Below are 16,067 nucleotides of genomic sequence, written 5' to 3' on the forward strand. Positions count from 1 at the left end.
TTGAGAAAGGGTGGTCTTCATGGTATTTCGGGTGGCCCCGGAAAATCGAACTGCGGCGGTGTTTAACGTCGGGCGGCATGTGTTGGTGGATGCCTCAGGTGCGGGGCAGGGGCGCTATTGCATGGCAGCTGTGTGCATGGAGAATGGCGAGGTAGTGGATTTATACAGTGCGCCCTGTCAGGCATTCAGTTCGGTGCTGGCTGAGCTGGAGGCCATTGAATGGGCCGCTATGCTTTGGCCCAATGCCATGGTGTGGAACGATTGCATACCCGCGATTGAAGCAATTTTAAGTCAACAACCTGCGTTGGCGGGGCAATTGTATTGGCCCACACCCCGCATGCGAAAGCCCTTTCACGACATGGTGCATAGCCTGTCGGTCAGGGCTCGGAGTGTGGCGATTCCAGTCCAATGGAACTATGCTTTAACAACGCCTGGGTCGGCTCGCTCAATGATCGATTTCACATTCACGCCTTTGGGCAAAGCGCCATAGTTGTGGTGGCCTTGGGCCGCTAGGCGACTTGCGCAAAATGCTTCGCTCACAGCGGTGGGTGCATGGCGCACCAACAGCGATGCTTCAAAGGCCAAAGCCATTTGGTCCACCATGGTTCGGGCGCTGTATTGAAGGCCATGCATATCGGTCGGGTTTAACTGCATAAATTGTTGGTTCAATCCATCCAGGTATTGGTCAAGAATAGAATTGCCTCCCCGTGCTTTGTTCAATTCTGCATTGAAGGCCATGAGCACCGCCGGGGTTTTGCCAATGGCGCGAAGTACATCCAGGCATTGCACGTTGCCGCTGCCTTCCCAGATCGGGTTGATTACACTTTCGCGGAACAGGCGCGGGTAAATCGAATTCTCCATTACGCCACTGCCACCGATGCATTCCATGATTTCATAGCTGTGTTGTGGGGCGCGTTTACAAATCCAGTATTTGCCCACAGCGGTGGCCAGGCGGGCCAGGTGTGCTTCATGCTCGTCGCTGTCTTTTTTGTCCAGTGCTCGGGCCATGCGCATGGAAAAAGCCATGGCACCTTCGTATTCCAGTTGCAAATCGGCCAGTACGTTTTGCATCAACGGTTGATCAATCAGCTTGGCGCCAAACGCCGCGCGTTGTTTGCAATGGTGAATGGCATTGGCCAGGCCCGCACGCATGAGGCCCGCCGATGCACCCATGCAATCAAAACGGGTCAGGCTGACCATCTCGATAATGGTGGGTACACCACGGCCTTCATCACCAATTAGCCAACCTTGGGCACCGCGAAATTCCACTTCGCTGGAGGCATTGGACTTGTTGCCCATTTTGTCTTTCAAGCGAATGACGTTCAAAGCGTTTTTCGTGCCATCAGGTAACCAGCGCGGCACTGCGAAGCAAGAGACACCGGCAGCGGTTTGCGCAAGAATCAAAAACACATCGCACATGGGGGCAGACAAAAACCATTTGTGCCCCACCAGTGAATACATTTGCCCGGCACCTGGCTGGTTCACAGGAGTGGCCATTGTACTGTTGGCCCGCACATCCGAGCCGCCTTGTTTTTCGGTCATGCCCATGCCCACAGTAATGGACTGTTTTTCATCGATGGGCACATTGCGGGGGTCATAGCCGCGATTCAATATTTTCGATTCGAAAATGGCAGCCACTTCAGGCTGTAAGCGAAAGCTTGGGATGGAGGCAAAAGTCATCGTGACGGGGCAACCGTGCCCGGCCTCCACCTGGCTTTGCATGAATGCCTTGGCACCGCGCACCACATGTGCGCCCTCGCGTGGGTGGGTCCATGGCTGGCTGTGCAGTCCTTCTTCAAGGGCTGATTTCATGAGCTCATGGTAGGCACCGTGGTAGCGCACGGAATCGACCCGATTGCCAAAGCGGTCGTGGGTGTCTAGCTCAGGGGTGTATTTGTTGGCCAGGAAACCCAGCTCCAGGTATTCCGGTTTGCCACACTTTTCGCCAAAAGCAGCAATTTCAGACACGCCCCAGGCGCCACCCTCGCGCTTCACACCTTCGAGCAAAGCAGCATCAGTGGTAAACAGGTTGTAGCTGTGCAATTCGTTGGCAACATTCTGTACCTGGTGGGTCTCGCCCACGATTGGGCTGGCTTGCAATTCTTTGGCGGTTTTCATGGCATTTATCCCTGTCGTTTTTGATGTATTTCTCAATAATTACTTAATTTAATCGGAAATGCAAATACTTGTAATTAATGAAATGGGATTACACCCATTCAGTGCTGGTTTTTTGTACAGCGCTATGGTAGAACGAAGGTGTGCTCACCACGGAGAAACACCATGGCAACAACGCATCAAGTTGAAATTGATCTGAACACCCTTGTGATGCTGGTCAATGAAGTTGCCAAGGAGGACCCGCTTGATTATGGGGACCTGGCTGTGGATGAAATGGCGCTGCGACATTCTTGCTGCTTGGGGGCTTTGAACATTCTTCAAAATGCAGCCATGTTTAAGGCTGAAGACCTGATCTATGTGCTGCTCAGCTCCATGGCGAAACTCATTGAGGAAAACGTGTTGTTGCATGCGCAGAACGTAGAGCGTGGCGAGCAAATTCGAAGTGAACTGGTGGTTCAAATACTGGACCGTGCCAAAAAAGGGCACTAAAACCCCAGCCTGATAAAGCACTCAAGTTTCAGCCCAGGCTGCCGTTATCGAAATGACAGATACGGAGAAAAACAATGGATGTGTCCCCCGCCGCCGTGGTGAATGCCACGGTTCAGATGCAGCAAGCGCAATCAATTCAACAGGGCCAAATTGCAGTGTTCAAGAAAACCATGGACATTGCTGAGTCGTCTGTGGCGCAACTGATCCAGTCGATTCCCCAGCCACCCGCACTGGCCACCAGTGGTAATTTGGGTACGAAATTGAACGTGTACGCCTGAACATCAGGCGATACGTGGCTTTGGTCAGGCTTTGGTGGCCAGCATCAAGAAGCTTTGTTTTGCCGCTTGCTCAAGTTGCCTGCGGCTAAGGCTCGGGTCGTTGTCCTGGGCCAATTGTGAAACCAGCCCATGTATTTGAACAACGATCATTGCGGCCCTCAACTTGTATTCTGCCTTGCTGATTTTTGGCTCCAGGCCATAAATTAGTTTGAAAATCTCTTTTCTCTCCCTGGCGTACACGGCCTCGACCAAACGTGCTGCAAAAGGCAAGCGGTTCGACAAGGCGTAGATTTCTGCCAGCACACCAAAGGTTTCAGGCCGGCGAATTTCAATCAGAATCAAATCAATGATTGTTTTAAATCGCTCAAGCTGGCTTTTATCGCTCATCGCATTCATCACTTGCGCAACCGCGGCCTGATAGTTGTCCATCACATAGATCAGCAAGGCCTCAACCAGCGCTTCCTTGTTGGTGTAGTAGTGCTGAACGGTGCTTAGCGAAATGCCCAGCTGGGTAGCTACGCCTCGCATACTTAAGCCCGCATAGCCCTCGCTGGCCAGTATGGTCTGTGCGGTGCGCAAAATCTCTTGCGAGCGAATGTGACCTTTGTCGGTGGTGGCGTGTGTATTCATGTGCGTACTTTAACTCAAAAATTGCCCCCAATATTGACCTGATTGTTGACAAACAGGTCACGTGACCTATAATCACTTTACGATATTCGGTCATGTGACCTATAACTTTGAGAGTGTGAAGAGACAAATGAGATACCCCAAGCCCAGCTGGATGAATTCCGACCTCGAACTTTATCGTTCCAACATCCGCCGTTTCGTTGAAACCGAGATCAAGCCCAATCAGCACAAATGGGCCAAACAACAGCATGTGGATCGCGAACTGTGGTTAAAAGCTGGTGAGATGGGTTTGTTGTCCGCAGATATTCCTGAAGAATACGGTGGTGCTGGTGGTGATTTCACGCACATGGCCGTGTTGTTTGAAGAATTGGCCTACAGCGGCGACCGTTCATTCGGTGTGCATGTGCATGCAATTGCAGCCCAGTACATTTTGAATCATGGCACTGAGGAACAGAAACAATACTTCCTGCCCAAGATGGCAAGCGGCGAAATGATTGGCGCGATTGCGATGAGCGAACCAGGTGCCGGTTCAGATTTGCAGGGCATTCGCACTAGCGCGGTGAAAGAGGGCAATCACTATGTAGTGAATGGTTCCAAAATTTTCATTTCCAATGGTTATCTGGCCGACGTGATTATTCTGGTTACCAAAACTGACCCAAGCGCAGGCGCCAAAGGCACCACGTTGATGTTGCTAGAGACCAAGAAAGCTGAAGGTTTCAAAGTAGGTCGAATTCTTGAAAAACTCGGCCAGAAAGGGCAAGACACCTGCGAATTGTTTTTTGACAATGTACGCATTCCAACCCAAAACGTATTGGGCGCTGAGGGAATGGGATTCATGCAGTTGATGGTTGAGTTGCCCTACGAGCGCTTGATGCTGGGTGTGGGTGCCATGGCTGCGATTGAAATGGCCATTGAAATTACCCTGGAATACACGAAAGAACGTAAAGCTTTTGGCAAATCCATTTTCGAGTTCCAGAATACCCGTTTCAAAATGGCTGAACTGAAATCTCAAGCTGTCGTGGCTCGGGCCTTTATTGACAACTCCATTGAAAAGTTGGTGGCGGGTAAGCTGGACGCGGCAACTGCATCGATTGCCAAATTGCATTTGAGTGAGCTTGAATGCAAGGTGATCGATGAATGCCTTCAGTTCTTCGGTGGCTACGGTTACATGATGGAGTACCCGATTGCGCAGATGTACGCGGATGCCCGTGTTCAGCGCATCTATGGCGGTTCCAGCGAAATCATGAAAGAAATCATCGCGCGTTCGCTGTAAGCTGTTTTGACTTAAAAAAGCCCGTCGATTGACGGGCTTTTTTATTGACGTGATGTTGATCAATACTTGAATGATTATTGTGTTAAACATAATTAACAAAGTTTAGTAACAATCTTCGAATCTGAATATCCCGTTTCTGTGTATGACTTGCATCCGAAAACTTACAGGTATACACACCATGATCGATCAAGTTCCAGTTGCGAAAATTCAAACCCCGAATGCGACCCCAACCATTACCCGCAATGGCCAGGTTGTGGCTGATGCGGAGTTGTTTCAGTGGGGCGATGAAATTTCAAACACTTCGGCCACTCCCATGGAAATCCGCATTCCTGCGCGTGGACCTGGACAAGGCGATACTTTACTGGTGCTGCAGCCTGGCGCGGCAGCGCGTCTGGAGGAGATTGGCTCAGACGTAGCAGGCGCGGCTTCGCGTACCAAAGTGGTGGCGCTGACTGAGGGTGTTGAACTTTACGACATTGATGACGATGTCTCATCTGCCATTCTCGAACAGGGCACAGGCGAGATGTCAGGCCTGGTTGGTGCTGGTTTGTTGGCTGGTGGTTTGGGCGGAGGCGCAGCCGCTGGCCTGGGCGCAGTGGCTGCAGGTGCATTTTTGCTGGGCAACGACGATGACAATGGTGGCGCTGGCCAAAGTGGCAGCGGTGCTGGTGGTTTGGCCGGTGGTGTCGAATCAATAGGTGATGGCCTTGAGGAAACGCCCTTGGCACCTGTGGCGGGGGCCACAGATGCAGTCTCGGACGGCTTGGTATGGTTGGCGGTGCAATTGGTGGAGTTTCGGATCAAGATCCAACCGGTTTGACTGATGTGCTTGCAGGCGTTGTAGGCGACCCCAGCAGTGGCGATGGTTCCGATGCTGGTGGGTTGGTTGGTGCTGTGAATTCAATTTCGACTGGGCTGGACAGTGGCACTGAAAACACGCCCTTGGCACCATTGGTTGATCCCCTGACAGAAACCTTGGGTTCGGACTCTGGCGCTGTGGATGGCGTTGCGCAAGGTTTGGCCGATGTGGGTAACACCCTGGCTGGCGATGACAGCCCATTGGCGCCGGTCACATCAGAAATCCTTGCCCCGATCGTGGGCACGAGCGACGACACAAGTGACACCAATGGTATTCCCGGTACCCTGAATGAAGTAAGCGAAGGGCTGACCGACCTGACTGCTGAAGACGCCGCGCTTGCCCCTCTGGATCCGGTCACGAGTGCCGTGGGAGACGGAGTCAATACCTTGGCCGATGGCGTTGAAACACTGGGTGGCGCTGTGACCGATGCCTCCGCCCAAGACCCCACTGGCTTGATTGGCACGGTGGGAGAGGTATTGGGTGGCGATAGCGCCAGTTCTGGCGATTCGGGCGCAGGTACGGCACTGCCCACAGATGCATTGCCACTGGATATGCTGACCGGTGCCCTGCCAATTTCAACTGACGGCGGAGGACTGGGGCCGCTGGATTCATTAACTGGTGCCTTGCCTGTTTAAGCTTTACCTCGAGGTCCGACTTCAAATCCCCCGACCAAAACAGTTGGGGGAGAGTTTAAGAAAATAGACCATCCCGTAAACAATAGTCACGTTGGTTACGCGTCATTGTTAAACCCCCATTATTTCCGTTCAGAATACTGTGAGTAATTTGTCAGCAAACGGAGTGTTTGGTGAAGGTCATACTTTTTTATGGCAGCGACTACGGCACTTTCCAGGGTGCAAGGGCATTTACCGTGGTTTTTGGGATCACGCCCGGTTTCTGACAGATTCAGGTGTTTTTGATCACCATCAAAATTGCGACCACAACACACATCGCACCGAATGCCTTTTTCAACTGGGCACTTGGCATCTTGTTTGAAATCAACCGGCCACCCAACATGCCACTGAGCGCGGCAGCAGCAAAAGTAATGCCCACTTCATAGTTGAATGCACCGGCGTTTGCGCTGTTCAGCACTCCGAATGTCGACACAATTGCGATCACTGCCAAGGAGGTCACGGTGACTGACTGTACGCTCAGGTTGGTAAAACGCTGCAGGGCAGGCACCAACACAAAGCCGCCACCCACGCCCAGTAGGCCTGACAAAAAGCCGGCCACTGCGCCCGAGAAAACCAGTGCGCGAGCGCATGGCCATGTCCAGATAAACCGCCCGGTCTCCGGGCTGCGGATACAGGGGCATTTGCTTTTTTCGGAATCAGGCGGCGCATCTATCACATTCATTTCAGAATTGGCAGCACCACGAAACGCATTGAATGCAACCCAAAGCAACACTATCGCGAAGGCCAGCCCCAATGCCTGTGTGTCGACTTGTTGGGCCACCCAAAAACCCACAGGCGAGAGAAGCAAGCCCACAAAACCCATCAGGGCCGCTGCTTTGTAGCGAACCTCACCCGCACGTAAACCCAGCGCTGCACCCAGCGTGGCGGCAAGGCCCACGGCTAGCAGGCCAATTGGTGATACTTCTTGCACAGGCAGGCCCGTGGTAAAAACCAGCAAAGGCACAGCCAGCACGCCTCCGCCAGCACCGGTCAGCGCCATAACCAATCCCACCAACAGCCCCAAGGCCAGGGTGCCAATCATAGAAATGCCTTTTTCAAGAATTTTCCCGAATAGTTCCGAAAGTTAATCATTTTGCCTTGTTGGTCTTATTCGCCGCATCGCAGGCGACAAAAACAGATGATGTGTTTATTATATGTGTTATTGCGCATATATAAATTATTGGGGTTGAAAGATGATTTTCAAGCAGCTTTTCGAGCCTGTTTCCAGCACTTACACTTACCTTGTAGGGTGTGAGCAAACCGGGCAGGCCATATTAATTGACCCAGTAGTTTCTGTGATGGACCGAGACCTTGCCATCTTGAATGAGCTCGGTTTAAAACTGGCCTATACCTTGGATACCCACATTCATGCAGATCACATCACCGCTGCGCTCGAATTGAAACGAAAGGTAGGTAGCAAAATTGCAGCGCCTGCCTTTGATCGGCTGCCATGCACTGACCACGCGATAGAGGAGGGGAAACCATTTGTTGTGGGCACTGTGCGAATTGATCCCCTGCATACACCTGGTCATACGGATGGTCACTTTTCCTATCACCTTGGGGAACGGGTATTTACTGGTGATGCTTTGCTGATTGATGGTTGCGGCAGAACTGATTTTCAGAACGGGGACGCCCCCACATTGTACAAAAGTGTCAAAGAGAAACTGTTTCGCTTGCCTGAAGATACTTTGGTGTATCCCGGCCACGATTATCAAAATCGACGTGTTTCTTCGATAGGGCAAGAGAAAAACCGAAATCCTCGCCTGAGTGAGCAAAAAACTCTTCAGGAGTTTATCGAGATCATGCGTAATCTGAATTTGCCTTATCCCAAATTTATTGATTATGCGGTGCCAGGCAATCGTCTATGTGGGGTTTGTCCAAGCCATTTGCCTGAAGAGCTTGAAAAATATTGTCAACAGATTACAGAAAGTAAACAGGGTTGATTCAATGATTGAGTTGTTCCGTGCCTGGTGTTTTTGATGTGAATTACCTTGTATGCTCTTGCTTTGCACTTTTGCTTTTCACATCGAATGTTATTGAACCACGAATCCAGTCAACTTGTTCTAATCGATTATCAAGAAAAACTGATGCCGGCCATTCACCAGGCCGATGAAGTTTATAAAAATGCCCTGATATTGGCTACCTTGGCCAAAAAGCTGCGTGTACCCGTGTTTGGTACCGAGCACATGCCCGACAAAATTGGCCCTTTTGTGCCTGCCCTTGGAACATTGTGCAAAGCCACCATGCGTAAAACCCACTTCAGCGCTTGCCCGGAAGGTTTGCTTGATTTGTTAACCAGCAAGGCGCCCGCGGGCAATGCGCGCAGCTTGCCCAAGCATTTGCAAAAGAATAATCAGGAATCAGAGCGACCCAGTATTGTGATTGCGGGGGTCGAGGCACATGTGTGTTTGCTTCAAACCGCGCTCGACTTATTGAACGAAGAAATGGAAGTGTGGGTAGTCACAGATGCTTGTGGCTCGAGAACCGATCGAAATCGTGATGCAGCCTTTGATCGTTTGGCTGGTAATGGTGCCGAATTGGTGACCACCGAAATGGTGGTATTTGAATGGTTGGAAAGTGCAGAAAACGAGCACTTTAAGTTTGCACTTGACCTTATTAAGTAATCAATTTAATTTCGCATTTGTGATTAATAATAATCTTAATTACAATTGGGCTTGTTAATAATTTTTTTTAAAAAGTAAAAATGAAAAAACTAAACTTATCTGCTTTAAGTGCTTCTGAACTTCAGCAATTGAAATCAGACATTGAAAAAGAATTGAATGACCGCAGTTCAAAATTGCAAGCCATTGAAGAAGTCAAGAAGCTGGCTGCTTCAAAAGGTTTGAAACTTGAGGAGTTGTTTGCCGAACTGGGTGGATCCAAACCCAAAGGCAAGCGTGAATTGGGCCCAGCGCCTGTGCGCTTCCGTCACCCCCAAGATTCTTCACTCACCTGGTCTGGTCGCGGCAAGCGCCCGAACTGGATGAAGGAAGCCATGGCTAAAGGCATGTCCGAAGACCAAATGCGTGTCTAACATTGTTTTTGAGAATATGAAAAAAGCCGCTGGTGGTCACCGGCGGCTTTTTTATTGAGTGCTGCTTGGCTTAATTGATTACTTCCCCAACCCGCGTGCCAAGTCTTTCTTCAAGTCGGCAACATCTTCCAGCCCAATCGCCAAACGAATAAGGCCTTGCTTGATGCCCGCGGCTTCGCGTGCTTCCGCGCTCAGGCGTCCGTGGGTCGTGGTACCGGGGTGCGTAATGGTGGTTCGCGTATCACCCAGGTTCGCAGTAATTGACATCAGCTGGCTGCTGTCAATTACATGCCAAGCCTTGGCGCGTGCTTCGTCTTCGTTCGCTGCTTTCACTTCAAACGACACAATGGCACCGCCAGTTTTCTGCTGCTTCATGGCCAGTGCATGTTGCGGGTGGCTTTCCAGACCGGGGTAGTAAACCTTGCTCACCGCAGGGTGTGCCTCAAGCCAGCTTGCAATATCAAGTGCCGCAGCAGACTGTGCCAGCATGCGAATGTTCAGCGTTTCAAGACCTTTGAACAGCACCCAGGCATTGAATGCAGACAGCGTAGGGCCCGCTGTGCGCAGCACGGGAAGAATTTTGTCTTTCAGCAAGTCTTTTGGTCCGCAAATGGCGCCGCCTAGCACTCGGCCTTGGCCATCCAGGTACTTCGTGGCGGAGTGAATGATGATTTCCGTGCCAAAATCGACCGGCTTTTGCAAAGCGGGTGTGCAAAAGCAATTGTCCACCACGTTGTAAATGCCGTGTTTTTTGGCCAGATCGCTCAGCGCGCGCATGTCCAGGATTTCGGTCAGCGGGTTGGATGGCGTTTCGCTGTAAAACAGCTTGGTGTTGGGCTTGATCGCCTTTTCCCAGGCTTCCATGCTGGTACCGTCTACGAATGTGGTTTCAATCCCGAAACGGGAAAGGATGTTCACAAACAACTGCACGGTTGCGCCAAACAAAGCCTTGGAAGCAACAATATGGTCGCCCGCATTCAACAAGCCCATGCAGGCTGTAGTAATGGCGGCCATGCCGCTAGACGTGGCCAGGCAATACTCGGTGTCTTCCAGCACAGCCAGGCGTTGCTCAAACATTTGCACACTGGGGTTGGTAAAGCGCGCGTACACATTGCCTTCTTCGGTGCCAGCAAAGCGGGCTGCGGCTTGCGCTGCATTGTCGAACACAAAGCTGGAGGTTAAAAACATCGCCTCGGAATGTTCGCCAAACTCAGTGCGGTGGCTGCCTGCTCGAATGGCCTGCGTGGCGGTGGCCCAGTCGGCCGGGTTTGCCTTGGGTTTGTTGTTGCTCATGATTGCAGTCCTTGCGCAATTCGAGTTTGTACAGTGTGCTTGCCCAATAAATTCATGACTTTGTCAATTGAAGGCGTTTGCGTAATGCCAGTCAACATCAAGCGCAGCGGCATTGCAAGCTTCGGCATTTTCAGGCCATGGTTTTTAATCGTGGCTTTCACCAAACCATTCAGTGCTTCCACATTCCATTCCACGGTGTTCAAGCCTTCGTTGAAGTCGGCCAGTGCTGCGCGCACGCCTGCTTCTTCCAGCATGGGTTTCAATTCCTCGATATTTACACTGGGCACCTTGTAGAACAGTGCTGCTTCGTCGCGCAATTGCACCAAGGTGGAAGCGCGCTCCAGCACCACATCCAGCACATCGACCAGTTTGGGGCCTTCAGCTGTATTCACACTGTCTTTCTCAAGGCGGGTTTGCAAATCAGAAAGCAACATCGCCTTGGGGGCTTGCTTCATGTAATGGGCATTCACCCATTTCAGTTTTTCTGGGTCAAATTGGGCGGCCGATTTGGACAGGTTGGTCGAGTCGAACCACTCCACCAATTGTTCACGGCTGAACAGTTCATCATCGCCGTGGCTCCAGCCCAAGCGAGCCAGGTAATTGATCATGGCATCGGGCAAAAATCCTTCCTCGTGATACTGCACCACACTCACCGCACCGTGGCGCTTGGAAAGCTTTTCGCCATCTGGTCCCAGAATCATGGGGATATGGCCATACACAGGTTGCTCACCACCCAGCGCCTTCAAAATATTGATTTGGCGCGGGGTGTTGTTGATGTGATCGTCGCCGCGAATCACATGGGTAATTTTCATTTCCCAGTCGTCGACCACCACGCAGAAGTTGTACGTGGGCGTACCATCCTGACGGGCGATAATCAGGTCGTCCATTTCTTCGTTGTTGATTGAAATGGGGCCTTTCACCAAGTCGTCCCAGCTTACCGCGCCGGTCAAGGGGTTCTTGAAACGCACAACCGGTTTCACATCGGCAGGCGGGGCAGGCAACTCCTTGCCTGCTTCTGGGCGCCATGTACCGTCATAACGAATGCGTTGGCCATTTTCCCGTTGCTTTTCACGCATTTGATTCAATTCTTCTTGCGTACAGTAGCAAAGGTAGGCATCGCCTTTTTCAAGCAGTTTGTCGATCATGGCACGGTAGCGGTCCATGCGCTGCATTTGAAAAAACGGGCCTTCGTCGTAATCCAGATTCAGCCAGGCCATGCCATCCATGATGGCCTGAACGGCTTCGGGAGTAGATCGCTCAACATCGGTGTCTTCCACACGAAGAATGAACTGCCCCTTGTGATGGCGGGCAAAAGCCCAACTGTACAAGGCGGTTCTGGCGCCACCCAAATGCAAATAACCTGTTGGGCTAGGGGCAAAACGGGTGCGAACTGTTTGATTTTGGCGATCTGTTGACATGGATTAGTGACTTTTTTTCAAAGAACTCATATTATAAGTTCAAGTAAATTCTTAGGTTGCGGCAATAGGTTATGGCAATGCACAATTTCGACCGGCGTTCATTCATCAAAGCAGTAAGTACTTTGGCTGTTATTGGCTCGGTAGAACCCTTTTTGAACCGTGGCGTATTGGCCGCTGGTTCGGATCTGGTGCCGCCGCCCGATTTGTTCGATCCGGGACTGGTTGACCTGACCTTTTGGTTGCAACCGCGCACCCTTGAAATGGTACGCCCACAATCGGGCGAGCGCTTGAACATTACCTACTGGAAAGACGGACATCTTAACCCAATCGCCTATGAACAGATTTGTGGATTGCTTCGAGACGTGCAGGCAAATCAGATTTTCCGCATGGACACTCAAATTATCGACACGCTGTGGGCCGCGCAGGCTTTTGTGCGTCGCTACGGCTTTGTGGCGCCAGTTGAAATTACCTCCGGTTATCGCAGCCCCAAAACAAATGCCCGTCTAATCGAGAAAGGTCTGCCTGCAGCCCGCAATTCCCTGCATTTGAAAGGTCAGGCCGTAGATTTTCGACTGCCCGGCTTGCACCCCAAGGTGTTGGGTGAACTGGTTGAGGGATTCCGTGCTGGTGGCGTCGGCTTCTATTTCCGAGTTGGTGCAAAAGGTGGCTGGATTCACGCTGACACTGGTCCGGAGCGTGTTTGGCGTGGTTAAATAAAGCCATCTAAAAACAACAGTGCGAGGGTGGTTTTTTGGTAGTTTTCGGTCGCATTACAGGCAGTTTCGCAGTGGCGGTGGCTTTGTCCCTCTCGCTTAATGCATGTGGCAAGGCGCCCAACAATCCGTATGTTGAAACCTCGCAAGACAAAAAGCTAAACACCCTTTACACCGCCTTCACGGCTCGCCCCAAGCATCTGGACCCCGCGCAGTCTTATACATCGGATGAAGCGGAATTCACTTACCAAATTTACGAACCACTGTTTCAGTACCACTACTTGAAACGGCCGTATCAGCTTGAGCCATTGGCTGCAGTCGAAATGCCCATGCCGGTGTATCTGGACGAGACAGGCAATGTTTTGCCTGACGATGCACCGCTGAATGCAGTTAAAACCAGTGTGTACACGATTAAGTTAAAACCTGGCATTCAATATCAACCGCATCCCGCCTTTGCGAAAGATGCCCAGGGCAATCTTCTGTATCACCGGTTGGGCGATGAAGCCCGCAAGTACAGCAGCCCCTTGCAGTTTGAGCAGCAGGGCACGCGCGAGTTAACTGCGCACGATTATGTGTACGAAATCAAGCGCCTTGCCAGTTCCCGAATCGTGTCTCCAATTCTGGGGCACATGGGCGATTACGTGGTTGGCCTGGGCGAATTGTCGAAAACCTTGCAAGAACACGACAAAGCGCTGAAAGAGAAAATCCAGAAAGAAACCGGCAGTGCCTTTCCACCCGCCACCGCTGATCTGCCCTGGCTTGATTTGCGCCAATTCGATTTGCCCGGTGCCAAGCGCTGGATGACCACACGCTCGAAATTCGGGTGAACGGCAAATACCCCCAGTTTATTTACTGGCTGGCCATGCCGTTTTTTGCACCCATCCCTTGGGAAGCAGATGCTTTTTACAGTCAAAAAGGATTCATAGAAAACAACCTGGTACTGGATTGGTGGCCCGTGGGCACTGGCGCGTACATGCTGACCGAAAACGACCCGAATTCCCGAATGGTGTTGTCGCGCAATCCGAATCACCGTGGTGAGCCGTATCCAAGCGAGGGCGAGCCGGGTGACGAGGCCAAAGGTCTGCTGGCCGATGCCGGCAAGACCATGCCTTTTATTGATCGTGTGGTGTTCACGCGCGAGAAAGAGGGCATACCATATTGGAACAAGTTTTTGCAAGGCTACTACGACACCTCGGGTGTCAGTGCCGATACATTCGATCAGGCAATTCGCGCCAGTGCCGACGGCGATGCCGCCTTGACGCCGGAAATGGCCGAGAAAGGCATTCGGCTGGAAACTTCATTGGCCACCAGCATGTTCTATTTGGGTTTCAATTGGCTAGACCCGGTGGTGGGGCCAGGCAATTCTGCCGAAGAAGCGCGCCGTGCCAAGTTGCTGCGCCAAGCCATTGCAATTGCAATGGACTGGGAGGAATTCTCGCAAATTTTTACCAATGGTCGAGCAGTGCCAGCCCACGGCCCGGTGCCGCCTGGCTTGTTTGGCTACGAGGAGGGTGAGGCTGGCTACAACACGCAGGTGTACAACTTGGTGGATGGCAAGCCGGTACGCAAGCCAGTTGAAGACGCCTTGGCCTTGTTGAAACAAGCAGGTTATGACAATGGAATTGATCCAAAAACAGGGCAACCCTTAACCTTGGCGCTCGATACAACTGGTGGGGGTCCAGGCGACAAAGCCCGCTTCGATTGGTACCGCAAGCAGTTCTCCAAGCTGAATATTCAATTGGATATTCGCGCCACCGACTGGAACCGTTTTCAGGAAAAAATCCGCAAGGGCAATGCTCAAATTTTCTTCCTGGGGTGGAATGCCGATTACCCCGATCCCGAAAACTTTTTGTTCCTGCTCTACGGCCCCAACAGCCGCGCCAAAACTGCAGGGGAGAATGCCTCGAACTATTCCAACGCGCAATATGACGCCATGTTCGAGCGCATGAAAACCATGCCCAACAATGAAGAGCGTGCCGCGATTATTTCGCAGATGACCGACCTGGTTCAAGACGATGTGCCCTGGTTGTTTGCATTCGTGCCGCAACAGTTTGGATTGATTCACGAATGGTACGGCAACGTGAAACCCAATGATCTGGCCCGCAACAACATCAAATACAAAACCATCGATACCGCCAAACGCGATGCGGCCCGAAAGGAATGGAACCAGCCTGAATGGTGGCCTATTCCAGTGTTGTTGCTTGCACTGGTCCTGTTCATTTGGCCCGCCTGGGCCGCCTGGAAGCGCCGTGAACAAGCCATGGGTATTCGCGAAGACTTGGCTGCGACTGTGCAAAACCTCACGGGGGGCAAGCGCTGATGGGTAACTATTTGCTGCGCCGTGTGCTGTATGGCCTGCTGGTATTGTTGGGCGTGAACCTGATCACCTTTGTGCTGTTTTTTCAAGTGAACAGCCCCGATGACATGGCCCGTTTGGCTTTGGGTGGCAAGCGGGTTGCGCAAGAATCGGTTGATCAATGGAAGCGTGAAAAAGGGTACGACTTGCCTTTGCTGATCAACAGCGAAGCGCAAGGCACAGACACACTGACCGAGACCATTTTCTTCCAGAAGTCGGTGCCCATGTTTGTGGGCGAATTTGGCAGTTCCGACGATGGCCGTAATATTGCCAATGAAATTGTGAAACGTGCGGGGCCCAGTCTCGCCCTGGCCGTGCCCGTGTTTGTGCTGGGTCTCTTTCTGAATATTGTGCTGTCGCTGTTGCTGACCTTTTTCCGTGGTACTTACCTTGATTTAACCGGTGTAGTGCTGTGCGTGTTGGCCATGTCGATTTCTGGTTTGTTTTACATTATTGGCGGGCAGTACCTGTTTTCTAAAACATTGGCGCTGGTTCCAATCTCAGGCTACGACTCGGGCGCGGATGCTTGGCGCTTTTTGATTCTGCCGGTCATTATTGGCGTGGTCAGTGGTTTGGGTGGCGGTACTCGCTGGTACCGCACCATTTTCCTTGAAGAAATCAACAAAGACTATGTTCGCACAGCGCGTGCCAAGGGTTTGTCTGAAGTACAGGTGCTCGGCCGCCATGTGTTGCGCAATGGTCTTATTCCAATTCTGACAGGTTCAGTCACAGTCATTCCCCTGTTGTTCATGGGCTCGCTGATTTCTGAATCCTTCTTTGGTATCCCAGGCTTGGGCAGCTACACCATCGAGGCCATTCAGTCGCAAGATTTTGCAATTGTGCGCGCCATGGTATTCATTGGTTCGGTGCTTTATTTGGTGGGTTTGATTTTGACTGACATTGCTTACACCATCGCGGACCCTCGGGTTCGATTGGCATAA

The 16,067-nt window shown here is 51.7% G+C and carries 16 protein-coding genes and 1 pseudogene; 12 read left to right on the plus strand and 5 right to left on the minus strand.

The window, feature by feature from the left end:
• Positions 1 to 19 precede the first annotated feature (19 nt).
• Positions 20 to 490, plus strand: coding sequence for a hypothetical protein (locus tag BSZ31_RS10470; RefSeq protein WP_105028703.1), 471 nt, complete (start codon positions 20 to 22; stop codon positions 488 to 490).
• On the opposite strand, the gene BSZ31_RS10475 is transcribed toward BSZ31_RS10470, so the two are convergent.
• Positions 415 to 2,118, minus strand: a complete 1,704-nt coding sequence (locus BSZ31_RS10475) for an acyl-CoA dehydrogenase family protein (protein WP_105028704.1) — start codon at positions 2,116 to 2,118, stop codon at positions 415 to 417. The two genes, BSZ31_RS10470 and BSZ31_RS10475, sit on opposite strands and share 76 nt — an antisense overlap.
• A gap of 162 nt (positions 2,119 to 2,280) precedes the next feature.
• Here BSZ31_RS10475 and BSZ31_RS10480 point away from each other — a divergent pair, with 162 nt between their 5' ends.
• Together BSZ31_RS10480 and BSZ31_RS10485 are read left to right on the plus strand one after the other, a co-directional pair.
• Entirely contained in the window at positions 2,281 to 2,604 is a 324-nt protein-coding gene (locus BSZ31_RS10480; protein WP_105028705.1) for a hypothetical protein, read from the plus strand.
• A gap of 74 nt (positions 2,605 to 2,678) precedes the next feature.
• Entirely contained in the window at positions 2,679 to 2,882 is a 204-nt protein-coding gene (locus BSZ31_RS10485) for a YjfB family protein (protein ID WP_105028706.1), read from the plus strand.
• A gap of 24 nt (positions 2,883 to 2,906) precedes the next feature.
• Here BSZ31_RS10485 and BSZ31_RS10490 read toward each other — a convergent pair whose 3' ends face one another.
• Entirely contained in the window at positions 2,907 to 3,512 is a 606-nt protein-coding gene (locus BSZ31_RS10490) for a TetR/AcrR family transcriptional regulator (RefSeq protein WP_105028707.1), read from the minus strand.
• A gap of 127 nt (positions 3,513 to 3,639) precedes the next feature.
• Between BSZ31_RS10490 and BSZ31_RS10495 the strand changes: the two genes are divergently transcribed.
• The 3 genes from BSZ31_RS10495 (at position 3,640) to BSZ31_RS10505 (ending at position 6,276) form a co-directional block, all read left to right on the plus strand.
• Positions 3,640 to 4,782, plus strand: a complete 1,143-nt coding sequence (locus tag BSZ31_RS10495; RefSeq protein ID WP_168426936.1) for an acyl-CoA dehydrogenase family protein — start codon at positions 3,640 to 3,642, stop codon at positions 4,780 to 4,782.
• Positions 4,783 to 4,960: 178 nt separating this feature from the next.
• On the plus strand, positions 4,961 to 5,602 hold the full coding sequence (locus BSZ31_RS10500) for a hypothetical protein (protein WP_105028708.1): 642 nt from the start codon (positions 4,961 to 4,963) through the stop codon (positions 5,600 to 5,602).
• On the plus strand, positions 5,551 to 6,276 hold the full coding sequence (locus tag BSZ31_RS10505; protein ID WP_146106666.1) for a hypothetical protein: 726 nt from the start codon (positions 5,551 to 5,553) through the stop codon (positions 6,274 to 6,276). The genes BSZ31_RS10500 and BSZ31_RS10505 overlap by 52 nt, the downstream gene beginning before the upstream one ends.
• A 268-nt stretch (positions 6,277 to 6,544) precedes the next feature.
• Here the strand turns inward: BSZ31_RS10505 and BSZ31_RS10510 are convergent, their stop codons facing one another.
• Positions 6,545 to 7,354 (minus strand): sulfite exporter TauE/SafE family protein, encoded by an 810-nt coding sequence (locus BSZ31_RS10510; RefSeq protein ID WP_105028710.1) that lies wholly within the window; start codon positions 7,352 to 7,354, stop codon positions 6,545 to 6,547.
• Between the two features lie 151 nt (positions 7,355 to 7,505).
• On the opposite strand from BSZ31_RS10510, the gene BSZ31_RS10515 reads away from it, so the two are divergent.
• The 3 genes from BSZ31_RS10515 (at position 7,506) to BSZ31_RS10525 (ending at position 9,346) form a co-directional block, all read left to right on the plus strand.
• Positions 7,506 to 8,255, plus strand: coding sequence for an MBL fold metallo-hydrolase (locus tag BSZ31_RS10515; protein ID WP_105028711.1), 750 nt, complete (start codon positions 7,506 to 7,508; stop codon positions 8,253 to 8,255).
• An 87-nt stretch (positions 8,256 to 8,342) separates the two neighbouring features.
• Positions 8,343 to 8,936 carry an isochorismatase family protein gene (locus tag BSZ31_RS10520; RefSeq protein ID WP_105028712.1) on the plus strand — a complete coding sequence of 198 codons (594 nt, stop codon included), beginning with the start codon at positions 8,343 to 8,345 and terminating at the stop codon, positions 8,934 to 8,936.
• An 80-nt stretch (positions 8,937 to 9,016) separates the two neighbouring features.
• Positions 9,017 to 9,346 (plus strand): H-NS family nucleoid-associated regulatory protein, encoded by a 330-nt coding sequence (locus BSZ31_RS10525; protein ID WP_105028713.1) that lies wholly within the window; start codon positions 9,017 to 9,019, stop codon positions 9,344 to 9,346.
• A gap of 78 nt (positions 9,347 to 9,424) precedes the next feature.
• On the opposite strand, the gene BSZ31_RS10530 is transcribed toward BSZ31_RS10525, so the two are convergent.
• Positions 9,425 to 10,639: an O-succinylhomoserine sulfhydrylase gene (locus BSZ31_RS10530; RefSeq protein ID WP_105028714.1), complete on the minus strand. Its 1,215-nt coding sequence runs from the start codon at positions 10,637 to 10,639 to the stop codon at positions 9,425 to 9,427.
• Entirely contained in the window at positions 10,636 to 12,057 is a 1,422-nt protein-coding gene (gene gltX / locus BSZ31_RS10535; RefSeq protein WP_105028715.1) for a glutamate--tRNA ligase, read from the minus strand. The genes BSZ31_RS10530 and gltX overlap by 4 nt, the downstream gene beginning before the upstream one ends.
• A 77-nt stretch (positions 12,058 to 12,134) precedes the next feature.
• On the opposite strand from gltX, the gene BSZ31_RS10540 reads away from it, so the two are divergent.
• From BSZ31_RS10540 to BSZ31_RS10550, 3 genes and pseudogenes are all read left to right on the plus strand, one after another.
• Positions 12,135 to 12,770 carry a DUF882 domain-containing protein gene (locus BSZ31_RS10540; protein WP_105029836.1) on the plus strand — a complete coding sequence of 212 codons (636 nt, stop codon included), beginning with the start codon at positions 12,135 to 12,137 and terminating at the stop codon, positions 12,768 to 12,770.
• A 56-nt stretch (positions 12,771 to 12,826) separates the two neighbouring features.
• Positions 12,827 to 15,090 (plus strand): annotated as a pseudogene (locus tag BSZ31_RS10545) (ABC transporter substrate-binding protein).
• Positions 15,090 to 16,067, plus strand: coding sequence for an ABC transporter permease (locus tag BSZ31_RS10550; protein WP_105028716.1), 978 nt, complete (start codon positions 15,090 to 15,092; stop codon positions 16,065 to 16,067). The pseudogene BSZ31_RS10545 and the gene BSZ31_RS10550 overlap by 1 nt, the downstream one beginning before the upstream one ends.

This window comes from Limnobacter sp. SAORIC-690, from assembly GCF_002954425.1.
GTDB lineage: Bacteria > Pseudomonadota > Gammaproteobacteria > Burkholderiales > Burkholderiaceae_B > Limnobacter > Limnobacter profundi.

What these genes read in the sequence shown, in the direction of transcription:
- BSZ31_RS10470 (WP_105028703.1), top strand. Translation starts at nt 20, where the DNA reads ATGGTATTTCGGGTGGCCCCGGAAAATCGAACTGCGGCGGTGTTTAAC.
- BSZ31_RS10475 (WP_105028704.1), bottom strand. Translation starts at nt 2,118, where the DNA reads ATGAAAACCGCCAAAGAATTGCAAGCCAGCCCAATCGTGGGCGAGACC.
- BSZ31_RS10480 (WP_105028705.1), top strand. Translation starts at nt 2,281, where the DNA reads ATGGCAACAACGCATCAAGTTGAAATTGATCTGAACACCCTTGTGATG.
- BSZ31_RS10485 (WP_105028706.1), top strand. Translation starts at nt 2,679, where the DNA reads ATGGATGTGTCCCCCGCCGCCGTGGTGAATGCCACGGTTCAGATGCAG.
- BSZ31_RS10490 (WP_105028707.1), bottom strand. Translation starts at nt 3,512, where the DNA reads ATGAATACACACGCCACCACCGACAAAGGTCACATTCGCTCGCAAGAG.
- BSZ31_RS10495 (WP_168426936.1), top strand. Translation starts at nt 3,640, where the DNA reads ATGAGATACCCCAAGCCCAGCTGGATGAATTCCGACCTCGAACTTTAT.
- BSZ31_RS10500 (WP_105028708.1), top strand. Translation starts at nt 4,961, where the DNA reads ATGATCGATCAAGTTCCAGTTGCGAAAATTCAAACCCCGAATGCGACC.
- BSZ31_RS10505 (WP_146106666.1), top strand. Translation starts at nt 5,551, where the DNA reads ATGGTTGGCGGTGCAATTGGTGGAGTTTCGGATCAAGATCCAACCGGT.
- BSZ31_RS10510 (WP_105028710.1), bottom strand. Translation starts at nt 7,354, where the DNA reads ATGATTGGCACCCTGGCCTTGGGGCTGTTGGTGGGATTGGTTATGGCG.
- BSZ31_RS10515 (WP_105028711.1), top strand. Translation starts at nt 7,506, where the DNA reads ATGATTTTCAAGCAGCTTTTCGAGCCTGTTTCCAGCACTTACACTTAC.
- BSZ31_RS10520 (WP_105028712.1), top strand. Translation starts at nt 8,343, where the DNA reads ATGTTATTGAACCACGAATCCAGTCAACTTGTTCTAATCGATTATCAA.
- BSZ31_RS10525 (WP_105028713.1), top strand. Translation starts at nt 9,017, where the DNA reads ATGAAAAAACTAAACTTATCTGCTTTAAGTGCTTCTGAACTTCAGCAA.
- BSZ31_RS10530 (WP_105028714.1), bottom strand. Translation starts at nt 10,639, where the DNA reads ATGAGCAACAACAAACCCAAGGCAAACCCGGCCGACTGGGCCACCGCC.
- gltX (WP_105028715.1), bottom strand. Translation starts at nt 12,057, where the DNA reads ATGTCAACAGATCGCCAAAATCAAACAGTTCGCACCCGTTTTGCCCCT.
- BSZ31_RS10540 (WP_105029836.1), top strand. Translation starts at nt 12,135, where the DNA reads ATGCACAATTTCGACCGGCGTTCATTCATCAAAGCAGTAAGTACTTTG.
- BSZ31_RS10550 (WP_105028716.1), top strand. Translation starts at nt 15,090, where the DNA reads ATGGGTAACTATTTGCTGCGCCGTGTGCTGTATGGCCTGCTGGTATTG.